Below are 23,655 nucleotides of genomic sequence, written 5' to 3'. Positions count from 1 at the left end.
GACCGGCCCGGCGGCCTTCTCACCGCCGGGCACCGGTCCAGCCGGCCGCGGGGTCGGTCGCGGGAGCCCCCCCCGGGGGCGGGACTCCCGCGGTGCCCCCTCCTACTTGTCGCCGCCTCCGAAGGCGGCGTCGAAGGACGCGGAGGGCGGGTCGAAGTCGAACCGCTTGAGATCGGCGAGCGCCTGCGGCGCACCGACGAGGCGGTCCATGCCCGCGTCCTCCCACTCCACGGAGATGGGACCGTCGTAGCCGATCGAGCGCAGCATCCGGAACACGTCCTCCCAGGGGACGTCACCGTGCCCGGCGGAGACGAAGTCCCAGCCGCGCCGCGGGTCGCCCCAGGGCAGATGGGAGCCGAGGCGCCCGTTGCGCCCGTCCAGACGCTTGCGGGCCTCCTTGCAGTCGACGTGGTAGATCCGGTCCCGGAAGTCATAGAGGAAGCCGACCGGGTCCAGGTCCTGCCAGACGAAGTGGCTGGGGTCGAAGTTGAGCCCGAAGGCCGGCCGGTTGTCCACCGCGTCCAGGGCGCGCCGGGTGGTCCAGTAGTCGTAGGCGATCTCGCTCGGATGGACCTCGTGGGCGAAACGGACGCCCTCGGCGTCGAACACGTCGAGGATCGGGTTCCAGCGCTCCGCGAAGTCCTCGTAGCCGCGCTCGATCATCCGCTCCGGTACCGGTGGGAACATCGCCACCAGATGCCAGATCGACGATCCGGTGAAACCGACGACCGTGTCGACGCCGAAGGCGGCCGCGGCACGCGCCGTGTCCTCGATCTCGGCCGCGGCACGCCGGCGTACGCCTTCCGGCTCCCCGTCGCCCCAGATGCGGGCGGGCAGGATGCCCTGGTGCCGTTCGTCGATGGGGTTGTCGCAGACGGCCTGGCCGACGAGATGGTTGGAGATCGCCCAGCAGGTGAGGCCGTACTTGTCCAGCAGGGCGTGCCGGCCGGCCAGGTAGGACGGGTCGGCCAGGGCCTTGTCGACCTCGAAGTGGTCGCCCCAGCAGGCGAGTTCGAGGCCGTCGTAGCCGAAGTCGCGGGCCAGCCGGCAGACCTCCTCCAGCGGCAGGTCGGCCCACTGACCGGTGAACAGGGTGAACGGGCGTGGCATGGCGCCTCCGATCGGGGTTCCTGCCGGGTCTCTACCGGACTTCGGCCTGGACTGCCTGGACGGGGGTGTAGACGGCGTTCTTCTGCGCGCTCTCCTCCACCGCGGCGAGCACCCGCTGCACCTGCAGACCGTCGGCGAACGACGGCACCGGGTCGGTGCCGGACGCGATGGCCAGGACCAGGTCGCGGGCCTGGTGGGTGAAGGTGTGCTCGTAGCCGAGGGCGTGGCCCGGCGGCCACCAGGCCTCCAGGTACGGGTGCTCGGCCTCGGTGACGACGATCCTGCGGAACCCGGCCGTGGTGGCCGGTTCCCGGTGGTCGTGGAAGGACAGTTCGTTGAGCCGCTCGAGGTCGAAGGCGAGTGAGCCGAACTCGCCGTTGACCTCCAGCCGCAGGGCGTTCTTGCGTCCCGGCGCCATGCGGGTCGCCTCGAACGTGGCGAGCGCACCCGAGGAGAGCCGGCCGGTGAAGACGGCCGCGTCGTCGACCGTGACCGGCCCGCGCCCGGCGCCGCCGGAAGCGGTCAGGCCGGAGGAGGCGCCGTCGAGGCGGGGGCGCTCCCCGACGAAGGTCTCCGTCTGGGCGGAGACCCCGACCAGCACCTCACCCGCCAGGTACTGGGCGAGATCGACGATGTGCGCGCCCAGGTCGCCCAGCGCCCCCGACCCCGCGTGCTCGCGCTGCAGCCGCCAGGTCAGCGGGAAGTCGGGGTCGACCAGCCAGTCCTGGAGGTAGGTGACCCGTACGTGGCGCAGCGCGCCGAGCCGGCCGTCGGCGATCAGCCGGCGTGCGTGGGCGAGGGCGGGCACGCGCCGGTAGTTGAAGCCCACCATCGCCAGCTGCCCGCGTGCGCGGGCCGCTTCGGCCGCCGCGACCATGGCCTCCGCCTCGGCCACCGAATTGGCCAGGGGCTTCTCGCACAGCACGTGCTTGCCGGCCTCCAGTGCCGCGATCGCGATCTCCGCATGGCTGTCGCCCGGTGTGCAGATGTCGACGAGCTGCACGTCGTCGCGGGCCACGAGGGCGCGCCAGTCGGTCTCCGCCGTGGCCCAGCCGTGCTTGTCGGCCGCCGCCTGCACGGCGTGCGCGTCGCGGCCGGCGATCGCGGCGAGGACCGGCCGCAGCGGCAGGTCGAACACGCGCCCCACGGTGCGCCATCCTTGCGAGTGCGCGGCGCCCATGAACGCGTAGCCGACCATGCCCACGCCGAGTGCCGGCGGCGCGGCCCGACTGTCCCTCTGTTCCATGCGGATTCCTCCTCGTCGGAGTGTCACTGACTCATCGCTGTGCTGGTGGGGCCCGGGGCCCGGACCGGTCAGATGAAGCCGGTCGGCAGGTACTGGTCGACGTTGTCCTTGGTGACCACGGCCGAGTAGAGGGTCAGCGAGGACGGGATCTCGAACTCGGCGAGGCCGCCGACGCCCTTGCCCTGGCCGAGGGCGCGGGCGAGGTCGATGGCGGAGGCGGCCATCGTCGGCGGGTACAGGACGGTCGCCTTGAGAACGCCGTTGTCGGCCTTGATGGCGTCCATCGCGGACTTGGCGCCCGCTCCCCCGACCATCAGGAAGTCGTCCCGGCCGGCCTGTTCGATGGCGCGCAGCGCGCCCACGCCCTGGTCGTCGTCGTGGTTCCACAGCGCGTCGAACTGCGACTGTGCCTGCAGCAGTTGTGCGGTCTTGGCCTGGCCGGACTCCACCGTGAAGTCGGCCGCCTGGCGGGCCACCTTCCTGATGTTGGGGTAGTTCTTCAGGGCGTCGTCGAAGCCCTGGGTGCGCTGCTTGGTCAGTTCGAGGTTGTCGAGTCCGGCGAGTTCGACGACCTTGGCGTTCGGCTTGTCCTTGAGCTGCTCGCCGATGTAGTGGCCGGCGTTGAAGCCCATGCCGTAGTTGTCGCCGCCGATCCAGCAGCGGTACGCCTGCGGGGAGGCGAAGATGCGGTCCAGGTTGACGACGGGGATGCCCGCCTTCATGGCCTGCAGACCGACCTGGGTGAGCGCCTTGCCGTCGGCCGGCAGGATCACCAGGACGTCGACCTTCTTGTTGATCAGGGTCTGGATCTGGCCGATCTGCTGGGCGGTGTCGTTGGAGCCCTCGGTGATCTCCAGCGTGACGTCGGAGTACTTCTCCGCGCGCGACTTGGCGTTCTGGTTGATGGCGTTCAGCCAGCCGTGGTCGGCCTGGGGGCCGGCGAAGCCGATGGTGACGGCCTTGCCCGGCTTGTCGTCCGCGGCCGGGGCGTTGTTCGTGGCCTGTTCCTGCTTGCTGGGCTCGTTGCTGGTGCACGCCGTCAGCAGCGCGCCGGCGGAAGCGGCTGCGGTGCCGAACAGCAGTGCTCTGCGGCTGGTGGCCGGGATTCTTGCCATGGCGGATCGACCCTTCGACTGGGCGGTGTGCGTGAGGTGAAGGATGTGGGGGGTGCCGGACGGCGGGGTCAGGACCCGCGCCGACGGTGTGCCGTGCCGCGTCAGGCGTCGCCGCCGCGCAGCGAGCGGTGCTGGACCAGGACGGCGGCGACGATGATGGCGCCCTTCGCGATCTGCTGGACAGCGGTCTCGAGGTTGTTGAGGGCGAAGATGTTGGTGATCGTGGTGAAGACCAGGACACCCAGGACGGAGCCGACGATGGTGCCGCGGCCGCCGCTGAGCAGGGTGCCGCCGATGATGGCCGCGGCGATGGCGTCCAGCTCGTAGAGGTTGCCGTTGGTGTTCTGCCCCGAGCCGGCGAGCACGATCAGCATGAACGCGGCGATACCGCAGCACAGGCCGGACAGCAGGTACAGGTACAGGCGCTGGCGGCGGACGTCGATGCCGGCGAGCCGAGCCGCTTCCGCGTTGCCGCCGACCGCGACGGTGCGGCGGCCGAAGGTGGTGCGGTTGAGGAGCAGCCAGCCGATGACGGTGACCGCGGCGAAGACCAGGACCAGGGGCGGGACGCCGAGGACGTAGGCGTCCCGGACACCGAGGTCGAGCACCGATTGGACGGTCACGATCTGGGTCCTGCCGTCCGTGATCTGCAACGCCAGCCCCCGCGCGGAGGCGAGCATGGCCAGCGTCGCGATGAACGGCACCATCCTGCCGTAGGCGATCAGCAGGCCGTTCACGAGGCCACAGCCCACACCGACGATCACGGCGGTGAAGAGGATGCCCGCGAAGCCGAACTCCTGCGTGGCCACGGTCGTCGCCCACACCGAGGCGAGTGCCACGATCGCGCCGACCGACAGGTCGATACCGCCGCTGGTGATGACGAACGTCATGCCGACGGTGACGACACCGATCACGGACGCCTGGGTGAGGACGAGCTGCAGATTGCTCGTCGCGAGGAACTCGTCCGGCGCGGTGATCCCACCGACCGCGACGAGTGCGGCGAGGACGCCGAGCAACGACAGGCTGCGCACGTCCCACCGCAGTCCGAGCGGTCGGCGCGCACCCTTCTTGTCCGTCGCGGACTCGGCGGCGGATTTCGGCGCTTCCTTGTGCGCCGCGGCGGCCGGCTGCGTCATGACGTCGGGCTCCCTTCCATCACGAGATCGAGTACACGGTGCTCGTCGAGCTCCCGGGCGTCCGCCGTGTGCACGACGCTGCCTTCGCGGAGCACCAGCACCCGGTCGGCGAGACCCAGCACTTCGGGCACCTCACTGGAGACGAGGAGTACGGCCAGGCCCTCGTCGGCGAGCCGGCGGATCACTGCGTAGAGCTCGGCCCGGGCGCCGATGTCGACGCCGCGGGTCGGCTCGTCCAGCAGCAGCACCTTGCAACCGCGCAACAGCCAGCGTGCGAGCACCGCCTTCTGCTGGTTGCCGCCGGACAGCGTCCTGATCGCGGCATCGGGATTGTCCGGCCGCAGGGACAGCTCCCGAACCGCCCGGTGCGCCGCGGCGCGCTCGGCACGCCGGTCCAGCCAGCCCGCGCGGGCGAACCGGGACAGGGTGGAGATCGACACGTTGCTGCTGACGGACTCCAGCATCAGCAGGCCCTGCGCCTTGCGTTCCTCCGGAGCGAGGCCGATGCCGGCGCGGACGGCGGCGCGGACGCTGCCGGGAGGCAGGGGGGTCCCCTCGACGAGGACACGGCCGCCGTCGGCCTTGCGGGCCCCGTAGATCGTCTCCAGGATCTCGCTGCGCCCGGACCCGACGAGCCCGGCCAGACCCACGATCTCACCGGGCCGCAACTCCAGGTCGACGGGCGCGAACTCGCCCCGCCGGGCCAGCCCTTGGACCGTGAGCACCGGTTCCCTCTCCGCGGCGAACCCCGCCCGGGGGCGCTCGGGGAAGACGTACTCGACGTTCCGCCCGGTCATCAGGGCCACGATCTCCTTGGTCGGAGTGGTCTCGGCGGGCAGACCGCCGGCGACGGCCCGGCCGTCCTTCAGCACCGTCACCCGGTCGCCGATGCGCCGGATCTCCTCGAGACGGTGGGAGATGTAGACGACGGCGACACCGTCGGCCGTCAGATCGCCCACGATCCTGAAGAGGTTGTCGACCTCGTCGGGGTCGAGCGCCGCCGACGGCTCGTCCATCACGATCAGCCGCACCTCGTGGGAAAGCGCACGGGCCATCGAGACGATCTGCTGCTGCGCCGCGGACAGGTCGCCGACCAGCCGCGCGGGGTCGATCTCCGGGTGCCCGAGGCGTTCGAGCAGTTCCGCGGTCGCCGTACGGGCGGCGGAGCCGCGCACGACGAACCCGGCGGACGTGGGTTCGTGCCCGAGGAAGACGTTCTCCGCGACGGACAGCCCCTCGATCAGGTCGAGTTCCTGGTAGATGGTGGCGATGCCCAGACGCATGGCGGCGACCGGCGACCTCAGGGTCACGGGCTCGCCTCGCCAGGTGATCTCACCGTCGTCGGGCTGGTGGGCTCCGGCGAGCACTTTGATCAGCGTGGACTTCCCGGCACCGTTCTGACCGAGGAGGCAGTGGACTTCACCGGCCTGGACCTCGAGGTCCACACCGGCCAGGGCACGGACGCCCGGGAACGACTTGGTGATGCCCGACATGGTGAGCAGAGGTGGTGGTGCCATGAGGAATCCCCTCGGCAGGTGCCGGCCGTGGGCGGGCAGGGCTGGACAGGGTGGATCGGTTACATGGGCAGCGGTGGGAAGGTCCTGGCGTCGTCTGTGCCGGGGCGGGGGTGGGCAGGGCAGGCGGGGCGGATCGGCCCGCGACCAGGGCTGGGGCGGAGCCGGCCGTCGCAGCGTCGTGCGGTGGTACGGCGGTGCTGCGGTGGCTCGTGGTGGCTGCGGTGACTCTGTGGTGACTGTGGTGGTGGTGGCCCTGTGGTGGCTGTGGTGGATCTGTCGGCTTCTGGCGTCAGGGATCGTCGTGACGCCCGTGGTGGAATGCGCCCGGCGGGTGCCGGCCGCGGTCAGGCCGGTGAGAACAGGTGATCGCTGATGAGCCGGGCCGCGCCGATGACCCCGGCGGTCGGCCCCAACTCCCCCAGTACGATCGGCAGGTTGCCCGTGGCCAGCGGCAACGACTGCCGGTACACCTGGGTCCGGACACTGGCCAGCAGCGTGTGCCCGAGCCCCGTGACACCACCGCCGATCACCACCAGCCCCGGATTGAAGAAACTGACGAGCCCGGCGATGACCTGCCCCAGACGCTTCCCGCCCTCCCGGATCAGCTCCAGGGCCACCGTGTCGCCCGCTGCGGCGGCGGCCGACACGTCCGCGGCCGTCAGGCGCCCGGCGGTCTCCAGCCGAGCGGCGAGCTCCACCGAACGGCCCGCACGCGCGGCCTCCTCCGCGTCACCGGCCAACGCGGCACCGCTGAAATGCGCCTCCAGACAACCGTGGTTGCCGCACGCGCACGCACGGCCTCCCGGTTCCACCTGAATATGGCCGATGTCGCCGGCGCTGCCCGTCGTCCCGCGGTAGACCTGGCCACCGACCACGATCCCGCAGCCGATCCCGGTCCCGATCTTGATGCACAGGAAGTCACCCACGGAACGGGCCACACCCGCGTGCTGCTCCCCCACCGCCATCAGGTTCACGTCGTTGTCGACCATGACCGGGCAGCCCAGTTCCTGGCTGAGCGCCTCCCGCACCGGGAAGCCGTCCCAGCCCGGCATGATGGGAGGCGCGACCGGCACCCCCTCCGGGAAGCGGACCGGTCCCGGGACACCGATCCCGGCGCCGTCGAAGCCCTCCGCGACACCGGAAGCCTTCAGCTTGGCAGCCATCGACAGCACCTGCTCGAAGACCGCAACGGGCCCTTCCCGGACGTCCATCGGATGATTCAGATGCCCCAGGACCTCCAACTCCGCGTTCGTCACGGCCACATCGATCGACGTGGCACCGATGTCGACACCGAGGAAACGCAGCGCCGGTGCGAGGCGGATGTTGTGCGAACGCCGACCGCCCCGTGAGGGGGCGAGCCCGTCCGCGACCACCAGCCCCGTCTCCAGCAGCCGGTCCACCTCGACAGCCAGCTTCGAACGCGACAGGTCCACCAGATCGCCGAGCTGGGCACGGGAGTTGGCCCCGCTGTCACGCAGCAGACGAAGCAGCCGCGCCTGATGCGCGTTCTCAGGCCGAGCAGTCATCCGTCGCACGAACCCCTCCCCTTCCCTCGCCTGCGGCTGGGGACCCGGGCGCCATGCCTCCGTCGGCTGTGGTCGTCCGGCTTTCGGGGAGGAAGCTAGCAGCGATTCACCGGGCTGGGAAGAACTTGCGCACCATCCAGGTACGACTTCTTCCACGTGCAGGACAAAGTCGACCGGCGACCACGGGAGCCGTGCACGAGGGCGACCGGACCGGGGCGAGCTCAGGGTGCGGCGAGCAGGGGGTGCGGCGGAAGCGCCGACCACGACGCACGACGATGTCCGACCGCCGCCGGCAAGGCCGCCCGCCGGTGGTCATGCCGACGGCATGACGATGCCGTCCCCCACGGAGTCGGCAACAGTCCTCGCCGACACGCATGCGGCCGAGGCGGAGCACCTGGCGGCAGGAGGCCCTGGCGAGGCTTCGTTCGACCCGCTCGCCCCCTTCTTCGCGCCGGATGCCCAGCCGCACCGAACAGATGCTCCGCCCGTTGCGGGCTCTAAGACCTCCGGCCCTCCTTCCGCGCTTGCTGGAAGGCGTCGGAGATCGCCTCCGCGGCGCCGGACAGGGCTCCCTTGGTCTTGCCGCGGGCGCCGGACTCCGTGAGCCGCCCCGTGAGCTCCGTGAGCCCGGCCGGCTTGCGCGGTCCCGCCTCGAGATCGAGGCGGTTGCACGCCTCGGCGAAGCGGAGGTAGGTGTCGACGCTGGCCACCACGATCCGTATGTCGATCTTGAGTATCTCTATCCCGACGAGGGAGACCCGCACGAACGCGTCGATCACCAGCCCGCGGTCGAGAATGAGCTCCAGAACGTCGTAGAGGCCGCTGGAACCGCCCCCGCCACCCTGCTGTGTCCCCACGGTCATCCCGACCTACCCCCTTGCCGTCCTTCTTCGCGTGGTCACCTCGGCGCCGCCCCCGGCCGTGACGGAGGCTTGCAGGTGCGGGTAGCCCCTCCTTCCATGACCACACATGTACGCCTCCCGGCGAGGTGGACCGCCGTCACGAATCGGTACGAAGATCGCCCGCCCCTCCCCCGGAAGCACGGCGCTTCCCACGTCATCGACGTCGCGCTCGGGTTCCCGCCGCGGTGCGTGCCGCTCTCCCGGGAACCACCGGGCCGACGTCGCCGGATGCCCCTGCCCCACCTGTCCTGCGAGACACATGCACCAATCACCCGATTATCCTGGTTCCGTGGCGCTTTATCCGACTCCTCCGGGCGGCGGTCGAGACGACCGGACGCCGCTGGTTCCCGGAGTACGTCCTGAGATCCTCGCCTCCTGGCAGCGCTCGCAGTCGCTCGGCATCGACCGCGAGCGGGCGGCTCTGCCGATCGAAAGCGACCTGGATCCCGACTCCCGGCTGATCCGAGCCGCCACGCCCGTGCTGGACCGGCTGTGCGAACGGTTCTCGAGCGTGCCCGTGACCGTGGCGCTGGCCGACTCACAGGCGAACATCCTCGTTCGGTGGGGCGACCCGGCGGGGCTGAAGCTGATGGACGCCGCCTCCCTGGTGCCGGGCGCCAACGTCGATGAGCGATTCATGGGGACCAGCAGCGTCAGCATGGTGCTGAGCACCAGGGCGCCGTTCGTGGTCGTCGGTCACGAACACTTCTTGCACGACCTCAAGGAGCTGACGTGCATGGCCGCGCCGGTGCGCGACCCCGTGGGCGGTACCGTGCGGGGCGCGGTCAACCTTTCCGTGCCCCGCGTGCTCGCCGCCCCCGGCATGGCGCTGGCTCTGCAGGACGCCACCGAACGCATCGGGGAACGTCTGCTGGAACTGGGCACGACCCGTGAACTCGAGCTGATGCGCACCTTCCGCCGGGCCAGGGAGCGCGGCGGACGGACCGAGCTGGACCTCGGCTCGGGAGAGCTGTCCCGGCTCGGCGGACCGGCGCCCCGGCTGGCCCCGCAGGAGCGGTTGATGCTGCTGGAGCGTGCCGTCGAACTGATCTCCTCGACCGGTGAGACGTTCGCCGACGTGCCGCTCTCGGGCAGCCGTGTGGCCATGCTGCGCCGCCGAGAGCTGCACCACGGCGACGCGGAGGGCGCGGCGATCGAGGTCAGCTTCGAGGACGCCCGCGGCACCGGGACGACGGGCCCGCTCACCGCGACCGCCCCCGGCGGCCGGCGCGTGCCGCTTCTGCACCGTCCCACCGAGGTGGCGGGGGCGAACCCGCCCGGTACGACGGAGCGACCGCACGCCGCCGACCCCACCGACGCGTGGCTGCTGCTGGTGGGCGAGCCGGGTGTCGGCCGACTCGCCGCCGAGGCGCGTGGGCGGCTGTCCCTGCTGAACGAGGCGGGCAGCCGGCTCGGCACCACCCTGGACATGTGGCGTACGGCCGAGCAGCTGGCGGAGATCGCCGTGCCCCGTTTCGCCGACCTGGTCGTCGTCGATCTGTTGGAGAGCGTCCTGGCGGGCGAAGAGCCACCCCCCCCGATGGCTGGGCCCCGACGCGGCACTGCGCCGGGTGGCCGCCTGGGCGGGCGAGGACTCCCGCGACACCCCGGTCGGGGGCGTGGACGAACCGGCCGTCCACCCCGCCGGTACACCCCAGGCCCGGTGCCTGGAGACCGGGCAGCCGGTCACGGACTCGGTGGTGACCGCCGCCCTGGCCGGGCACCCGGCGGACCGGGCGCACCCCGTCGGCCTGCTGGGCGAGGGCGTGCACTCCTACCTGGGCGCTCCCCTGCGCACGCGGGGCTCCGTCCTGGGCCTGGCAGGGTTCTACCGCCGCGGCAGGACGAGGCCGTACGAGCAGGACGACCTGACGCTGGCGGCCGAGCTGGCGGCCCGTGCCGCGATCAGCGTGGACAACGCCCGCCACTACCGCCGGGAGCACCACGCCTCCCTCACCCTGCAGCACAGCCTGCTGCCGCACGCCCTGCCCCGGCTCAGCGCCGTCGACCTCGCCTCCCGGTATCTGCCCGCGGACACCGAGGCAGGTGTGGGCGGGGACTGGTTCGACGCGATCCCGCTGTCCGGGCTGCGCGTGGCGCTGCTCGTCGGGGACGTGCCCGGAACCGGTCTGCAGGCGGCGGCGACCATGGGCCGGCTGCGCACGGCGGTGCGCACGCTGGCCGGGCTGGACCTGCTGCCCGAAGAGGTGCTGGCCCATCTGGACGAACTGGTCAGCCGCACCTCCGACGAATCGGCCGACGAACAGGACCCCGCGACCGGGACGACCTGCCTGTACGCGGTGTACGACCCGGTGTCCTGCCGCTGCACCGCCGCACGGGCCGGTCATCCGCCGCCCGCTCTGCTGACGCCGGACGGGAGGGCGCGGCTGATCGACCTGCCGGCCGGTCCGCCGCTCGGCCTCGGCGGGCTCCAGCCGTACGAGTCCGCCACCGTCGACCTGCCCGCGGGCAGCGTGCTGACGATGTACACCGACGGCCTGCTCAAGGAAGGCCGCGGCTACGGGGACACCGACGCTCGCACCGGGCGACTGCTGGCCTCGTTGAACCTCGCCGGTCCGGCGCTGGAGGACATCTGCGACCGGGTCGCGGACACCCTCCCGCCCGACGGCCCGCAGGACGACGTCGCCCTCCTCCTGGCCCGTGTGCACGCGCTGCCCGAGGACCGGGTGGCGTCCTGGGAGTTTCCGTCCGACTCCTCGGTCGTCGCCCGGGCCAGGGCGCTGACCCGTGCTCAGCTCGCCGAGTGGGGCATGTCGGAGCTGGACTTCAACACCGGGCTGGTGGTCAGCGAGCTGGTCACCAACGCCGTGCGCTATGGCGGCCGGGGGCCGGTGGGCCTGCGGTTGCTGCGCGACGACTCACTGATCTGCGAGGTCTCCGACCGCAGCAACACCTCTCCGCGCATCCGCCGGGCGGCCACGACCGAGGAGGGCGGACGCGGCCTGTTCCTGGTGGCGCAGTTCACCAAGAGCTGGGGCGCCCGCTACATGCCGCAGGGCAAGACGGTCTGGGCCGAGCAGATCCCGCAGCCGGAGCAGCCCGCGCCGGAGACGGACGAGCAGGCACTGCTGGCCATGTTCGACGACCCCGACTGATCCGCCGGCCGGCGCCGCGGCCGGAAACCGCCTCGTACGCACCGGAGTTCCCCGGAGGAGCACCAGGACGACGGCGGCCGCCCGGCGATCCGCTTCGAGGTCGGCCGATCGGCGCCCTGCAGGTCACCGGTACGGCGGGCCGGGCCGACAGCACCGTGTTCGCCTCACTCGGACGTGTCCTGACGGGCGAAAGCGCGGAGCGTGAACTTTCCCCGTGGTGTGGGACGTTCGATGTCCACGCCGCGAGGGCGCGTCCTTGTGCGTGTCGCTGCCGGATCTCCAGCGGTGAGGCGGCCCCGGACCGGGTGCTTTCGCAGCCGGCCGCGTCCAGCAGTCATGACCAGTGCGTCGACGACCGGCGCCGCTCCTGAGGAACCACGCCCCCGAGCACGCCGGTGCCCCCCTCCGGCGGGCACCCACTCACGAAACCGAGACGGCGTCACCCCTCGCGCGGCAGCACCCCGGGCAGCACCCCACCCCGGTCCCTCCCTCCGCACGACGGTGAACCCGCGCCCCGGAAACCGCCGTCGACGAGCGACGACCGCCTCCTGGGTCCGCCGTCCCTCACCCCCTGTCCCACATCCGAGAGATCGCGCCGCCGAGCCCTCTTCGAGCGTCGGGCAGGGAAGACGGTCGCGTTTCCGCGAGCGAGGCGTACGCACGGGCCGTGAGCTCCGGACGGGTCGTCACCCGCCGCCGTCTCCCCGTCTGTCGCGGCCGTGGGAGCGGATCCCGGGACGGCGGACGACGGACGGCCGGTTATTGGTATGGACCTGCCAAGTGAATGGCCCTAGCCTTCGGACGGCGCCCTGAGAGCGCTCTCATGCCTTCACCCCCACCAGGAGGCCCCCGTGAAACGCACCGCCGTCCTGCGCGCCGCCGTAGCTGCCCTGCTGCTCGCCGCCGGACTCGGCACCGCCCACGCCGGCGCCGCGAACGCCGCCCCCTCGACCCCCCGCACCGAGGCCGCCGCCTCCGTCTCGCCCGGACTGCTCGACGCCTTGCAGCGGGACCTCGGCCTGAGCGCGCCGCAGGCCGAGAAGCGACTGCGCGCCGAACGGGCCGCCGCGGACATCGAGAAGGCGGCCCGGACCACCGCCGGACACGCCTACGGCGGCTCGTGGTTCGAGCCCGCCACGGGGCGGCTCGTCGTCGCCCTCACCGACCGCTCCAGAGCACCCGAGGTGCGCGCACTGGGCGCCGACACCCGCCTCGTGCGGCACAGCGCGGAGGTCCTCGACAGGGCCAAGTCGCAGCTGGACGCGCTCCCCGCCCCGGCCGGTGTCGCCGGCTGGCACGTCGACCCCGGGGCCAACGCGGTCGTGGTCACGGTCGTGCGCGCCGAGCGGGCCGCCCCCGCCGTCCGGGCCTTCGTCGAGCGGGCCCGCCGCAGCGGCCCCGTCACCGTCGAGCAGACGACCGAGGCTCCACGCACGTACGCGGCGGGGACGGTCGGCGGAGACCCGTACTACACCGGCAACGTCCGCTGCTCGATCGGGTTCTCCGTACACGGCGGCTTCGTCACCGCCGGCCACTGCGGGCAGGCCGGAGCGGCCGTGCGCGGCTGGGACGGCTCCGCCATGGGCACCTTCCAGGGCTCGTCGTTTCCCGGTGACGACTACGCCTACGTCAGCATCCACAGCGGCTGGTGGACCGTGCCGGTGGTCCTCGGCTGGGGAGCGATCCCGGACCGCCTGGTGCGCGGCTCGGCGGAGGCGCCCGTGGGCTCGTCGATCTGCCGCTCCGGCTCCACGACCCACTGGCGCTGCGGCACCGTCCTGGCGAAGAACGAGACGGTCAACTACAGCCAGGGCGCGGTGCACCAGATGACGAAGACCAGCGTCTGCGCCGAGGGCGGTGACTCCGGCGGCTCGTTCATCAGCGGGGACCAGGCGCAGGGCGTGACCTCGGGCGGGTGGGGCAACTGCTCCACCGGCGGTGAGACGTGGTTCCAGCCGATCAACGAGATCCTCGCCCGCTACGGCCTGAGTCTGCACACCGCCTGACAGCGACGGCGGGGCTCTGCCGGGAACGGCGACACCGTCCCCGGCAGACCTCGCTCGCCGAAGGCCCGGCAAGAGCTCACTTCCCTCTTCCCGGGCCTTCGGCGTTCCTGGGGCCGTTCAAGCCTTCGGCAAAGCGCTCAGTGCTTGAAGGAACCCTTGGCCTGTTCCTTCGCGCCCCGCGCCCTGCCCCGTGCTTCCAGGGCGGCGCCCTTCGCTGCGAGGGTTTCCCTGTGCGCCGCGTGGGCCGCCTTCCGCACGGTCTTTCCGACGATCTGTTCGGCCTTCGCCTTGGCCCGTTCTCCGGCGCTCATCTCGGTACCTCCGTGGGGTCTCACCGACCGTGTGCCCCCTGGGACAACGGGTAAAAGCCGCCCTGCGAGACGCGTCGGCCCGACGGCCGCTCCCGGCCGTCACGTCGGCACGCCCCCGGAACGAGCCGGGACACGGCTCAGCGACGGGAAACCGAGGGCGGCACGCCTTCCCGGGCAGTGAGCGACGAGCAGGCACCCGACACCGTCCAGCGCCTCACCGGCCGGCCCCCGCGCAGCTTCCGCGCCCTCCTGGAGGGGGAGGAACGATACGGCAGGTGAGGTTCCGGGACGGTCAGCCGTTCCGGTTCGATCCCCTGCGTCATCCCGTCGCCGCGGACCCGGTGGCCGCTTCCCGTCGCGGGGGCCTCCCGTCCGGGCGCTCAGACGTCCCGAAGGGGAAGGGAGACGCCCCTGAGGTGTTCGGCCTCGGTCCACAGACGCGCCGCGACGGTCTCGTCCTGTGCGCTGCGCGGCAAGGAGGTCGCCCTGGTCGGGCCGACCAGGGACCAGCGCGGGCCGTAGTAGCCGCCGGGTACGGCGTCGGGGCTGGTGGCCGCGTACAGCAGGGGTTCCGCGCCCTGTTCGGGTACCTGGGACGGCACGATCTTGTACAGCAGCGATTCGAGCAGGCCGGGCCGGCCGCCGTTCAGGGTGGGGTCGGAGGTCATCAGGTTGGTGCGGGTGCAGCCGGGGTGCGCGCCGACCGACGGCAGCGGCCATCCGTGCCGGGCGGCGAGGCCGGCGAGGTGGAGCATCCTCCGCCCTGGCGGAGTCGACCCTGCTGATGGCCATGACGGCCTGGCAGTGCAGTCGCCCCGCGGAGGCGATGCTGGCGGTCTACGCCTCCGACCCGGCGCTGGCGGCCATGCGCCTGGACTTCACCGACCTGGTCCGCCGCACCACGGCCGTCACCGCCTCCGGCCTGCCGGCCCGCCGGGGCGATCAGGCCGGCGCCGCCTCCTGGCCGCAGACCGCTCGGCGCCTCGACGGGCGCACTGCCCGTCCAGGGCGAACGGGCAGCACGGGGCTCAGCGGTGCAGTCCCCCGGAAGCCGCGCGCGGGGCGGCGTCGAGGCAGGAGGCGAGCTCGTCGTCCGCCGCTTCCGGCCGGTCCGCGTACCGCCGTACGCCGGAGCGGCGGCCGACCTTTCCGCACCCGTGGACGGGACGGGGAAGAACGGGACGCCGGAACTCCGCCGGATCCGGGGGCCGTTGCGGAAGTGTCTGTCATGACGTTGCGCAACGGATCCGATCGACGCCGCGCGGCACTTTCTACGCTGCGGGTCCCGGGGTGTCGACGCGTGGTGCGTCGTGATCCGTAGGGCGGCCGCCGAGTCGCCCGGTGAGGGCTTCGACGTGTTCCGGCTGGGCCAGGACGGACATCGCCGCTTCTTGTCCGCGACGGAGTGCGGCGGCGTCCTGGCGCAACGCGCGAAGGCGCACGCGCGTCCCCCACCGCGTCCGCCACGGGTGCCACAGGGCCCGGAGCAGGTATTGGGCTGTCGCCTGCCGGTATTCCTCACACTGCGTCATGAGTTCTTCGAGCGACTCGCCCAGGACACCGCCCAGGCGGAGATCGATCACTTTGATGACCTCGCACTGCAGGGCACGTTCCTCGCCGCCCCCGGCGAAGTCGAGGACCCTGCGGGGTACGCCGGCCGAGAGCGCGGCCACCACGAGATCCGAGACCGCTTCCCGCTGGGCGTGCTCGGCGTCACGGCCGTCCTCCAGGACCGCCGTGACGCCGAAGCGCGCCGTGGCGAGCATCCGTGGCGCCCCGGCCGAGTGCCGCGGCGGACTCCCCCTCCGGCTCGGCACGATGTCGCACACCCTGTCGCGCACCGCTGCGACGCGGAGGAGCTGTTGCATGACCGCCGCTCGCAGTTGCCGGCGTTGCTGGTTCATGGAGAGGTAGTTGGTCACCGTGGCGCCGACGACACCGCCGGCCGTGGTGTACGCCAGGTCCGTCCATCCGGGCATGGAAGCCGCCTCACTGCGCCGGGGGCAAGCAGATCACTTCGCACCGAAACGGTCCGAGCGTAAGCGGGCCGCCGCATCCGGGGAAGACCGGGACAACGCGGAGCACGCGGTAGGGACCCGATGTGACTGCCAGACACCCGGCGGGCACGGACTCGTCGGCCACCACCGCTCGTCGAGGACTGCGACCGGCACGCTCGCCTCGTGGCGGACGGCGGGCTTGCCGTGACTCGTGGCCACGGCCCGGTGGCGCTCGAGGCGGTGGGTCCCGCACCCGACGGCGAGGGGATCCCGCCGGTCACCCGCCCCGTCCTGGCGGCCCGCCGGCCGTGTTGCGTCACCCCGGCGAGCCCGCCGGCCCGAGGCCGGCGGGGCGGAAGGTCACCGCGTCCGGCTTCGAGATGCGGTCGCCGACACCTGCTGGATATGCTCGCTGAGTGGCCGGGTGATGAGGGCCCAAGGCCGTGGCGCAGCAACCGCCCCGCCCCGCCCGGCGGAAGCCAGGGCTTCCGCAGTCAAGACCTTCGCGTGTTCACGCCTCCACGGGAGGAAGGTTGCGATGAGGTTCACCCGCATGCGGACAGCAAGGGCCACCGGGGCAGTTCTGGTCACCATCCCGCTCGTGCTCGGAGGCCTGGCGTCGCAGAGCCACGCACAGGCCCCGTCTCCCAGCCCGTCGGGAACGTTCGGTTCCGGCTGCTCGGGGCTCTCCCAGAAGGCCAGCACGGCCAAGGACAAGGTCGTCGAGGCCGCGGCCGCGCACCCGCAGCTCAGCCAGCTGGTCTCCGCCGCGGTCAGGGCGAAGCTGGGCAGCACGCTCGACGGGAAACCCGGCATCACGCTCTTCGCTCCCAACAACCAGGCGTTCCAGAAGATCACGGTGTCGCAGCTCTCCTCGCTGCTCAGCAATGAGGGGCAGCTGAAGAAGGTGCTGACGTACCACGTCGTGGACCAGCAGATCACCCCGAACCAGTTGCCCAAGGGCTCCTTCAAGACGGTGGAGGGCAGCAAACTGACCACGTCGGGCTCGGGCAGCAACTTCAAGGTCAACGGCAAGGCGAACATCGTCTGCGGCAACATCAAGGCCGCGAACGCCACCATCTACGTCATCGACGCGGTGCTCCAGCCGCCGTCCTGACGCATCGCTCGCTCCCGTTCCCGGCGCACGGCGACCCGTGTGGATCCGGGAGCGGGAGTTCCCTCACGCAGCTTCCGACCCGTGGCCGTGGTCTTCTCGTGCCGATGGCCGCACCGGTCGGCGAGGGCGACGGCCGAGGCACCGTGCAGCAGCACGCTCAGGCCGACGGTCACCGCCACCGCTCTCGTCGGCAAGCGGACTGCTCACCCGCAGTCTCGCGGGTCCCTGCTCCGAGAGCATCTGGTCCCGCCGTTCAGCCGGGACCTCGCCACCGCACACGGCTACGGAGAATCCGCAGGCGGAACAGGACGACTCGACGTCCCATCGCAACCGGCCGCCCGTCAGGGCCTGGACTCCCCAGCACTCCGACTCCGCACCGCAGTCCTGGCACACAGCGGAGCACCTGACGGATCCGAAGACCGCCTGTTCCCTCCCCGCCCCCACGAAGACAAGGTCGGACGACAAGCCGACTACCTGTCTTCGAACCGTGACGAGCGGAATTCCCGGCTTCCCCACCTGCGCCGTCGCACCTCCTGCCACGAACCGCACACTCCGTGTACACACACCGCGTATACACGATGTGTATAGCGCGGGTCATGTCCACCGGTCACACCCTTTTAGGGCTCCTGGAGACCGGCCCGCGCCACGGCTACGACCTCAAGCGGGCCTTCGACGAGAAGTTCGGTCACGACCGGCCGCTGCACTACGGCCAGGTCTACTCGACGATGTCCCGGCTGCTGAAGAACGGGCTCGTCGAGGTCGACGGCATCGAGGCGGGCGGCGGTCCCGAGCGCAAGCGCTACGCGATCACCGACGCCGGCATCACCGACGTACAGCGGTGGCTGGCGACCCCGGAGAAGCCGGAGGAGCACCTCCAGTCGACCCTCTACACCAAGGTCGTCCTCGCCCTGCTCACCCGGCGCGACGCCGCCGAGATCCTCGACACCCAGCGCTCCGAGCACCTGCGCAGCATGCGCATCCTCACCGACCGCAAGCGCAAGGGCGACCTGGCGGATCAGCTGGTCTGCGACCACGCCCTGTTCCACCTGGAAGCCGACCTGCGCTGGTTGGAGCTGACCGCCGCCCGACTCGACAGACTCCGTGAGGCTGTGACCCGATGACCATGTCCCCTCCCCCGGGTTCCCTGCTCAGCGCGCACGACCTGCGCAAGGCGTACGATCCGACCCACGCGCTGGACGGCGCCGGGTTCTCCCTCCACCCCGGCGAGGTCGTCGCCGTCATGGGCCCCTCCGGGTCCGGCAAGTCCACGCTGCTGCACTGCCTCGCGGGGATCGTGCCGCCCGACTCCGGTTCGATCACGTACAACGGGCGTGAGCTGACCACCATGAGCGACACCGAGCGCAGCGCGCTCAGGCGCTCCGAGTTCGGGTTCGTGTTCCAGTTCGGTCAGTTGGTGCCCGAGTTGACCTGTGTGGAGAACGTCGCCCTGCCGCTGCGGTTGAACGGCTCCTCCCGCAAGGAGGCCGAGCGGGCCGCACTCGGCTGGATGGAGCGCCTGGAGGTCGACGACGTCCGCAGGAAGCGGCCCGGCGAGGTCTCCGGCGGCCAGGGCCAACGGGTCGCCGTGGCCCGGGCGCTGGTCACCGGCCCGCGGGTGCTGTTCGCCGACGAGCCGACCGGCGCGCTCGACTCGCTCAACGGCGAGCGCGTCATGGAACTGCTCACCGAAGCGGCCCGCTCCGCCAACGCCGCCGTCGTCCTCGTCACGCACGAGGCGCGGGTGGCCGCGTACTCCGACCGCAAGATCGTCGTGCGCGACGGCAGGTCCCGGGACATGGAGCGCGCCGTATGAGTCCTCGCCAGTGGGGCAGGGACCTGGCCCTGGGGGCCCGTTTCGCCGTCACCGGCGGACGCGAGGGCTGGGTCCGGATGACGCTCACCGCCGTCGGCGTCGGCCTCGGCGTGGCACTGCTCCTGCTGTGCACCGCCCTGCCCAACGTGTTCGCCGCCCGCCACAAGGTGGAGGACGCCCGCTTCGACCACACGTACTCCGACAAGGCCCCGCCGAAGGCCGACAACACCTTCCTGATCGCCGCCACCGACACCACCTGGCACGACGACGACGTCCGCGGCCGGCTCGTCGAGCCCGAGGGCAGACGGGCGCCGCTGCCCCCAGGGGTCGACAGCTTCCCGGGCAAGGGCGAGATGGTGGTCTCCCCCGCCCTCAAGGACCTGCTCGCCTCGGACGGCGCCGAACTGCTGCGGGAGCGGCTGCCCTACAGGATCACCGGCACGATCGGCGAGAGCGGGCTCATCGGCTCCCACGAACTGGCTTACTACGCGGGCGCCTCGGGGCTGAGACTCACGGACTTCTCCCCGGTGCACCGGCTGACCGAGTACGGCAACCCGGACGCGACACCCGAGAAGACCGACCCGGTGCTGCTGCTCATGGTCCTGGTCGTGTTCGTGGTGCTGCTGACCCCGGTCGCCGTGTTCATCGCCGCCGCCGTCCGCTTCGGCGGCGAGCGCCGCGACCGCCGGCCGGCCGCGCTGCGCCTGGTCGGCTCGGACCGCCACACGACCCGGCGGATCGCGGCGGGCGAAGCACTCGCCGGAGCCCTGCTCGGTCTGGTCGTCGGCACCGGCTTCTTCCTCCTCGGCCGTCAGACGCTGGGCTCCGCCGAGGTGCTGGGCGTGAGCGTCTGGCCCAGCTACCTCGATCCCTCCCCCGTGCTCGCCGCGCTGGTCGCGGTGGCGATCCCGGTCGCCGCCGTACTCGTCACGCTGCTCGCGATGCGCGGCGTGGTGGTGGAACCGCTCGGCGTCGTGCGCGCGGCCGAGCAGCGCCGCCGCCGGCTGTGGTGGCGGCTGCTGCCGCCGCTGGCCGGCCTCGCGATGCTCTACCCGATGATCGGCAAGGGCCGCGAGAACGGCGACTTCAACCAGTACCTCGTCATCGGCGGCGTGCTGCTGCTGATCGGCATCACCGCGCTGCTCCCCTGGGTCGTGGAGGCGGTCGTCGTCCGCCTGGGCAAGGGCGCGCTGTCCTGGCAGCTCGCGGTACGGCGGCTGCAGCTGAGCAGCGGAACCGCCGCACGCATGGTCAACGGCATCGCCGTCGCCGTGGCCGGAGCCATCTCCCTGCAGATGCTGTTCACGGGGACGCAGAGCCAGTACACCAAGGCCACCGGCAAGGACCCCGGCCGGGTCCAGATGCAGGTCGACTTCAGCGACCGCAAGCCGCTGTCCGGTGTCGAGCGCGAATTCACCGGCACCAAGGGGGTACGGGCCGCAGTGGCCCTGGCCGTCTCCCAGTACGGGGACGCGCGTCGCGACCCGCGGAACAGCAACGGCCTGACCGTGGGTGACTGCACCGCCCTGCGCGAACTCGCCACGCTTCCCTCCTGCAAGGACGGCGACGTGTTCATCACGCGGACGAGGAGCCACTACGCCTCCCCCGGCAACGCCGACGAGATCGCCGTGGTGAAGCCCGGTCGGCAGCTCTACATCGACCCGTCGTACGACGACGCCGAACGCGGCATCGAGGTGCCCTGGACCGTTCCGGCGAACGTGCGGGGGGTGGACGCGCGCAAGGACTCGCTGCAGGACGCCAACGGTCTGCTGGTCACCCCCGCCGCCCTGCCCGCCAAGGCCGCGCCCGCGTTGTTCTCGGACGGGGTCTACCTGCGTCTGGACCCGTCGGTGCCGGACTCACGGGAGTACGTACGCAACGTCGTCGCCCGGATCGACCCCCTGGCAGGCGCCTACAGCTGGTCGGCGACCCAGGAGAACGCCAAGTACGCCTCCATCCGCACCGGCTTGTCCGTCGGCTCCGCCTTCGTGCTGGCACTGATCGGCGCGAGTCTGCTGGTCTCCCAGCTGGAGCAGTTGCGCGAGCGCAGGAAGCTGCTCTCCGCGCTGGTCGCCTTCGGCACCCGGCGCCGCACGCTGAGCCTGTCGGTGCTGTGGCAGACGGCCCTCCCGGTCGGACTCGGCCTCGTACTGGCCACGACGGCGGGCGTCACCCTCGGCTCGGTGCTGCTGAAGATGACCCGTACACCGGTGGCCATGGACTGGGCGAGCGTCCTGACCATGACCGGCGTGGGCGCGGCCGTGGTCGGTGTGGTCACGTTGCTCAGCCTGCCGCCGCTGCTGCGGATGATGCGCCCGGAAGGCCTGCGCACGGAGTAACCCCTCACTCGTCCCCCGAAGTGGGCTCCTCCTGCCAGGAGGAGCCCACCCCCGCACGCAGGCAGGCCCGGTCGGCATCAGCACAGTCGCCGTCAGGGCACCCTCGGCGTACAGCAGGATCCGCCGTCGAGGCGAGCACGCCATCAGACGGCGTCGGCCGGGAGCCCGCCGACAACGATCAGGCAGCGCTCGGAGGCACGGGCTCACCGCGTCGGTCCTGTCCGCGTTCGCGGCCGGTGTCCGTGCGTGAGCGGGTGACGGCCGCTGTGTCCGCTCGGTCAGAACAGCTCGTCCTGTTCCACGGGGGCGGTCCGGCCTCTGGCGCGCGGGGCCGGTTGCCGGGCGGGCGGCTCCTTGCCGAAGAGGGGGGCCGTGCCGCATTCGTCGGGTTCGGCCGGCACAGGGGTGGGTCCCGTCCTCACGTCGAGACGCAGCGGGACGTCGCGGTCGAAGTCCGCCGGCGTCATCGCCAGCCACTCGCGGTCCGGACGTTCACTCATCGGCGCTCCTCCTTCCTTGCGCTTTCTCCTACCCGTGCCCCTCGGCCGGCACGCCCAGGCGTGATCAAGGAATCGTACGGCCGGACGTGTCCGAGGACGTCCTGTCGGCAGATGTCGTCCCGCCCGGCATGACGACTGGTCTTCCTGATGTGCCCCTCCCCGTCTCGTCGTGAGGCGCCGGCGCTGCTGCCGGCCGATCCGGACGCCGCGGTGCGCGCCTTCGCCACCGACGCGCGGACGGGCTGGGATCGCGGCTCCTCCGCTTGACGCGGCGTCAGCTCTCGCAGCCCGTGATGTCGTCTTCGCAGCCCTGCGCGTCCTCGGCGCCGACGGTGTTGAGCCGCCGGCTGACGAGGCCGTCGGGGTCCTGGTGCGCTGGTGGTGCGATCCGGGCGGTGGCGGGGGCGCCGGCCGGGATGTCGAACTGGTCCGCCGGCTCCGTCCTCGGTATACCGGTGGCCTCAAGGTGCCGCGCAACGCAGAGGGAGAACCGTCATGACGCTTCAGCGGATGGACAACGTCGGCATCGTCGTCGAAGACCTGGACGCCGCCGTCGCCTTCTTCACCGAACTGGGCCTGGAGGTCGAAGGCAAGGCGCAGATCGAGGGCCTCTTCGCGGACCAGGCCGTCGGACTCGACGGAGTCCGCAGCGACATCGCGATGATGCGGACCCCGGACGGCCACGGCAAGCTGGAGCTCGCGCAGTACCACACCCCCGCGGCGATCGGCGGCGGATCGTACGACCCGCCGCCGAACACGCTGGGCCTGCACCGGGTCATGTTCGCCGTCGACGACATCGACGACACCATCGCCCGCCTGCGCCCCCATGGCGCCGAACTCATCGGCGAGGTAGCGCGGTACAAGGACATCTACCGCCTCTGCTACCTCCGCGGCCCCTCGGGCATCATCCTCGCCCTGGCCGAACAGATCGGCTGACGGCCCTTCCGCGGCCGACCTGCGGGCCGTCAGGACCATCCGCTGGACGGACGAGGAGGACGGCGACGAACGCCCGTCCCGTCCGTCCCCGAAGCGAGCCGGCACCTCCCCGCCGCCGTGTCTCACGAGACACGGCGAAGTCCGGGGAACGACGGTTGCCGCGCTCAGCTCGCCGTGTACGCGGACGGACGGATACCTCCGCGCTCCGGGCAGGGCACGGCCATGACGGCCGCGTTCCCCGGGATCCGGGCAGCGGCCCTCGCGCGGCTGCAGCAGCGGCTCGCCCGGCGCGGAAGCGATGCCGCAGGCAGGCAGCGGGGCTCGCAGACCCCGGCCGCGCGTCCGCCGGGACGGTGTGTCAGATCACGGCGAGCCGGTCCACCAGCAGCTCCACCCTCGGCTCGGCGTCCTCGGGCAGCAGGCGGCCCGCGCGGGTCAGGGTCGCCAGACCGTGCAGGGCCGCCCAGAACACCTCGGTGAACAGCCCCGGCTGGACGCCGTCGCCGGCGACCTCGTCGAGAGTCTCCAGCAGGGCGGCGAAGGCGTCCTTCAGCGGCTCGGGGGTGTCCTCCCGCGCGTACGCCAGGCCGCCGTCGAGCTGGAACAAGGCGTCGTAGACCGCCGGGTTGCGTGCGGCGAAGTCGAGGTAGGCGCGGGCCAGGGCGGCGACCCGGGCGCGCGGGCCGTCCGCGGCGGAGGTCGCGGCCCGCACCTCCGTGGCCAGTTCGGCGGCCCCCTGAAGGGCGACGGCGCCGATGATCTCGCGCTTGCCGCGGAAGTGGCTGTAGAGGACGGGCTGACTGTATTCGATGCGCTCGGCGAGCCGGCGGGTGGTGACCGCGTCCCAGCCCTGCTGCTCGGCGAGTTCGCGGGCCGTCGCCACGATGAGGCGCTCGCGCTCCGCCCGTTCGCGCTGCTTGCGTTCCTGTACGGACATGCATCGATCCTAGCACTGCTAGACAATCGAG

At 71.9% G+C, this 23,655-nt stretch carries 21 protein-coding genes; 8 read left to right on the top strand and 13 right to left on the bottom strand.

The genetic code is table 11. The features are described 5' to 3' along the window. Positions 1-102: 102 nt before the first annotated feature. From ACH4F6_RS15855 to ACH4F6_RS15820, 8 genes are all read right to left on the bottom strand, one after another. On the bottom strand, positions 103-1,110 hold the full coding sequence (locus ACH4F6_RS15855) for a sugar phosphate isomerase/epimerase family protein (RefSeq protein WP_397960721.1): 1,008 nt from the start codon (positions 1,108-1,110) through the stop codon (positions 103-105). Positions 1,111-1,141: 31 nt separating this feature from the next. Then, positions 1,142-2,356, bottom strand: a complete 1,215-nt coding sequence (locus tag ACH4F6_RS15850) for a Gfo/Idh/MocA family protein (RefSeq protein WP_397960720.1) — start codon at positions 2,354-2,356, stop codon at positions 1,142-1,144. Positions 2,357-2,424: 68 nt separating this feature from the next. Further along, positions 2,425-3,471, bottom strand: a complete 1,047-nt coding sequence (locus ACH4F6_RS15845; RefSeq protein ID WP_397960719.1) for a substrate-binding domain-containing protein — start codon at positions 3,469-3,471, stop codon at positions 2,425-2,427. 101 nt (positions 3,472-3,572) lie between these two features. Beyond that, positions 3,573-4,607, bottom strand: coding sequence for an ABC transporter permease (locus tag ACH4F6_RS15840; protein ID WP_397960717.1), 1,035 nt, complete (start codon positions 4,605-4,607; stop codon positions 3,573-3,575). After that, a complete protein-coding gene (locus tag ACH4F6_RS15835; protein ID WP_397960716.1) occupies positions 4,604-6,124 on the bottom strand; it encodes a sugar ABC transporter ATP-binding protein in 1,521 nt (506 codons plus the stop codon). The genes ACH4F6_RS15840 and ACH4F6_RS15835 overlap by 4 nt, the downstream gene beginning before the upstream one ends. A 344-nt stretch (positions 6,125-6,468) precedes the next feature. Further along, on the bottom strand, positions 6,469-7,650 hold the full coding sequence (locus ACH4F6_RS15830; protein WP_397960744.1) for an ROK family protein: 1,182 nt from the start codon (positions 7,648-7,650) through the stop codon (positions 6,469-6,471). Between the two features lie 497 nt (positions 7,651-8,147). After that, positions 8,148-8,513 carry a gas vesicle structural protein GvpA gene (locus ACH4F6_RS15825; protein WP_397960715.1) on the bottom strand — a complete coding sequence of 122 codons (366 nt, stop codon included), beginning with the start codon at positions 8,511-8,513 and terminating at the stop codon, positions 8,148-8,150. A 577-nt stretch (positions 8,514-9,090) separates the two neighbouring features. After that, entirely contained in the window at positions 9,091-9,798 is a 708-nt protein-coding gene (locus tag ACH4F6_RS15820; RefSeq protein WP_397960714.1) for a hypothetical protein, read from the bottom strand. A gap of 325 nt (positions 9,799-10,123) precedes the next feature. On the opposite strand from ACH4F6_RS15820, the gene ACH4F6_RS15815 reads away from it, so the two are divergent. Both ACH4F6_RS15815 and ACH4F6_RS15810 read left to right on the top strand, forming a co-directional pair. Next, on the top strand, positions 10,124-11,668 hold the full coding sequence (locus ACH4F6_RS15815; RefSeq protein WP_397960713.1) for a SpoIIE family protein phosphatase: 1,545 nt from the start codon (positions 10,124-10,126) through the stop codon (positions 11,666-11,668). A gap of 851 nt (positions 11,669-12,519) precedes the next feature. Then, entirely contained in the window at positions 12,520-13,674 is a 1,155-nt protein-coding gene (locus ACH4F6_RS15810) for a S1 family peptidase (RefSeq protein WP_397960712.1), read from the top strand. 137 nt (positions 13,675-13,811) lie between these two features. On the opposite strand, the gene ACH4F6_RS15805 is transcribed toward ACH4F6_RS15810, so the two are convergent. Both ACH4F6_RS15805 and ACH4F6_RS15800 read right to left on the bottom strand, forming a co-directional pair. After that, positions 13,812-13,985: a hypothetical protein gene (locus tag ACH4F6_RS15805; RefSeq protein ID WP_397960711.1), complete on the bottom strand. Its 174-nt coding sequence runs from the start codon at positions 13,983-13,985 to the stop codon at positions 13,812-13,814. A 380-nt stretch (positions 13,986-14,365) separates the two neighbouring features. After that, positions 14,366-14,740 carry a hypothetical protein gene (locus ACH4F6_RS15800; RefSeq protein WP_397960710.1) on the bottom strand — a complete coding sequence of 125 codons (375 nt, stop codon included), beginning with the start codon at positions 14,738-14,740 and terminating at the stop codon, positions 14,366-14,368. Between the two features lie 29 nt (positions 14,741-14,769). Here ACH4F6_RS15800 and ACH4F6_RS15795 point away from each other — a divergent pair, with 29 nt between their 5' ends. Next, positions 14,770-15,306: a hypothetical protein gene (locus ACH4F6_RS15795; RefSeq protein ID WP_397960709.1), complete on the top strand. Its 537-nt coding sequence runs from the start codon at positions 14,770-14,772 to the stop codon at positions 15,304-15,306. Here ACH4F6_RS15795 and ACH4F6_RS15790 read toward each other — a convergent pair. Further along, positions 15,257-15,964 (bottom strand): hypothetical protein, encoded by a 708-nt coding sequence (locus ACH4F6_RS15790; protein ID WP_397960708.1) that lies wholly within the window; start codon positions 15,962-15,964, stop codon positions 15,257-15,259. The genes ACH4F6_RS15795 and ACH4F6_RS15790 overlap by 50 nt on opposite strands. Positions 15,965-16,535: 571 nt before the next feature. Between ACH4F6_RS15790 and ACH4F6_RS15785 the strand changes: the two genes are divergently transcribed. The 4 genes from ACH4F6_RS15785 (at position 16,536) to ACH4F6_RS15770 (ending at position 21,251) form a co-directional block, all read left to right on the top strand. Continuing rightward, the gene (locus tag ACH4F6_RS15785; RefSeq protein WP_397960707.1) at positions 16,536-17,099 is read left to right on the top strand and encodes a fasciclin domain-containing protein; all 564 of its coding nucleotides are present in this window, start codon (positions 16,536-16,538) and stop codon (positions 17,097-17,099) included. A 596-nt stretch (positions 17,100-17,695) separates the two neighbouring features. Further along, a complete protein-coding gene (locus ACH4F6_RS15780; protein WP_397960706.1) occupies positions 17,696-18,220 on the top strand; it encodes a PadR family transcriptional regulator in 525 nt (174 codons plus the stop codon). A 2-nt stretch (positions 18,221-18,222) separates the two neighbouring features. Further along, positions 18,223-18,912: an ABC transporter ATP-binding protein gene (locus tag ACH4F6_RS15775; protein WP_397960743.1), complete on the top strand. Its 690-nt coding sequence runs from the start codon at positions 18,223-18,225 to the stop codon at positions 18,910-18,912. Further along, the gene (locus ACH4F6_RS15770; protein ID WP_397960705.1) at positions 18,909-21,251 is read left to right on the top strand and encodes an ABC transporter permease; all 2,343 of its coding nucleotides are present in this window, start codon (positions 18,909-18,911) and stop codon (positions 21,249-21,251) included. The genes ACH4F6_RS15775 and ACH4F6_RS15770 overlap by 4 nt, the downstream gene beginning before the upstream one ends. 278 nt (positions 21,252-21,529) lie before the next feature. On the opposite strand, the gene ACH4F6_RS15765 is transcribed toward ACH4F6_RS15770, so the two are convergent. Beyond that, positions 21,530-21,751: a hypothetical protein gene (locus tag ACH4F6_RS15765; RefSeq protein WP_397960704.1), complete on the bottom strand. Its 222-nt coding sequence runs from the start codon at positions 21,749-21,751 to the stop codon at positions 21,530-21,532. Positions 21,752-22,246: 495 nt separating this feature from the next. Between ACH4F6_RS15765 and ACH4F6_RS15760 the strand changes: the two genes are divergently transcribed. Next, the gene (locus tag ACH4F6_RS15760; protein WP_397960703.1) at positions 22,247-22,687 is read left to right on the top strand and encodes a VOC family protein; all 441 of its coding nucleotides are present in this window, start codon (positions 22,247-22,249) and stop codon (positions 22,685-22,687) included. A 358-nt stretch (positions 22,688-23,045) separates the two neighbouring features. On the opposite strand, the gene ACH4F6_RS15755 is transcribed toward ACH4F6_RS15760, so the two are convergent. Beyond that, the gene (locus ACH4F6_RS15755) at positions 23,046-23,624 is read right to left on the bottom strand and encodes a TetR/AcrR family transcriptional regulator (RefSeq protein WP_397960702.1); all 579 of its coding nucleotides are present in this window, start codon (positions 23,622-23,624) and stop codon (positions 23,046-23,048) included. Between the last annotated feature and the right edge of the window lie 31 nt (positions 23,625-23,655).

It is taken from the genome of Streptomyces sp. NPDC017936 (assembly GCF_044328485.1).
GTDB lineage: Bacteria > Actinomycetota > Actinomycetes > Streptomycetales > Streptomycetaceae > Streptomyces.
Note: the sequence above shows the minus strand (reverse complement) of the source record. Positions and strands in the feature narration are given on the sequence as shown.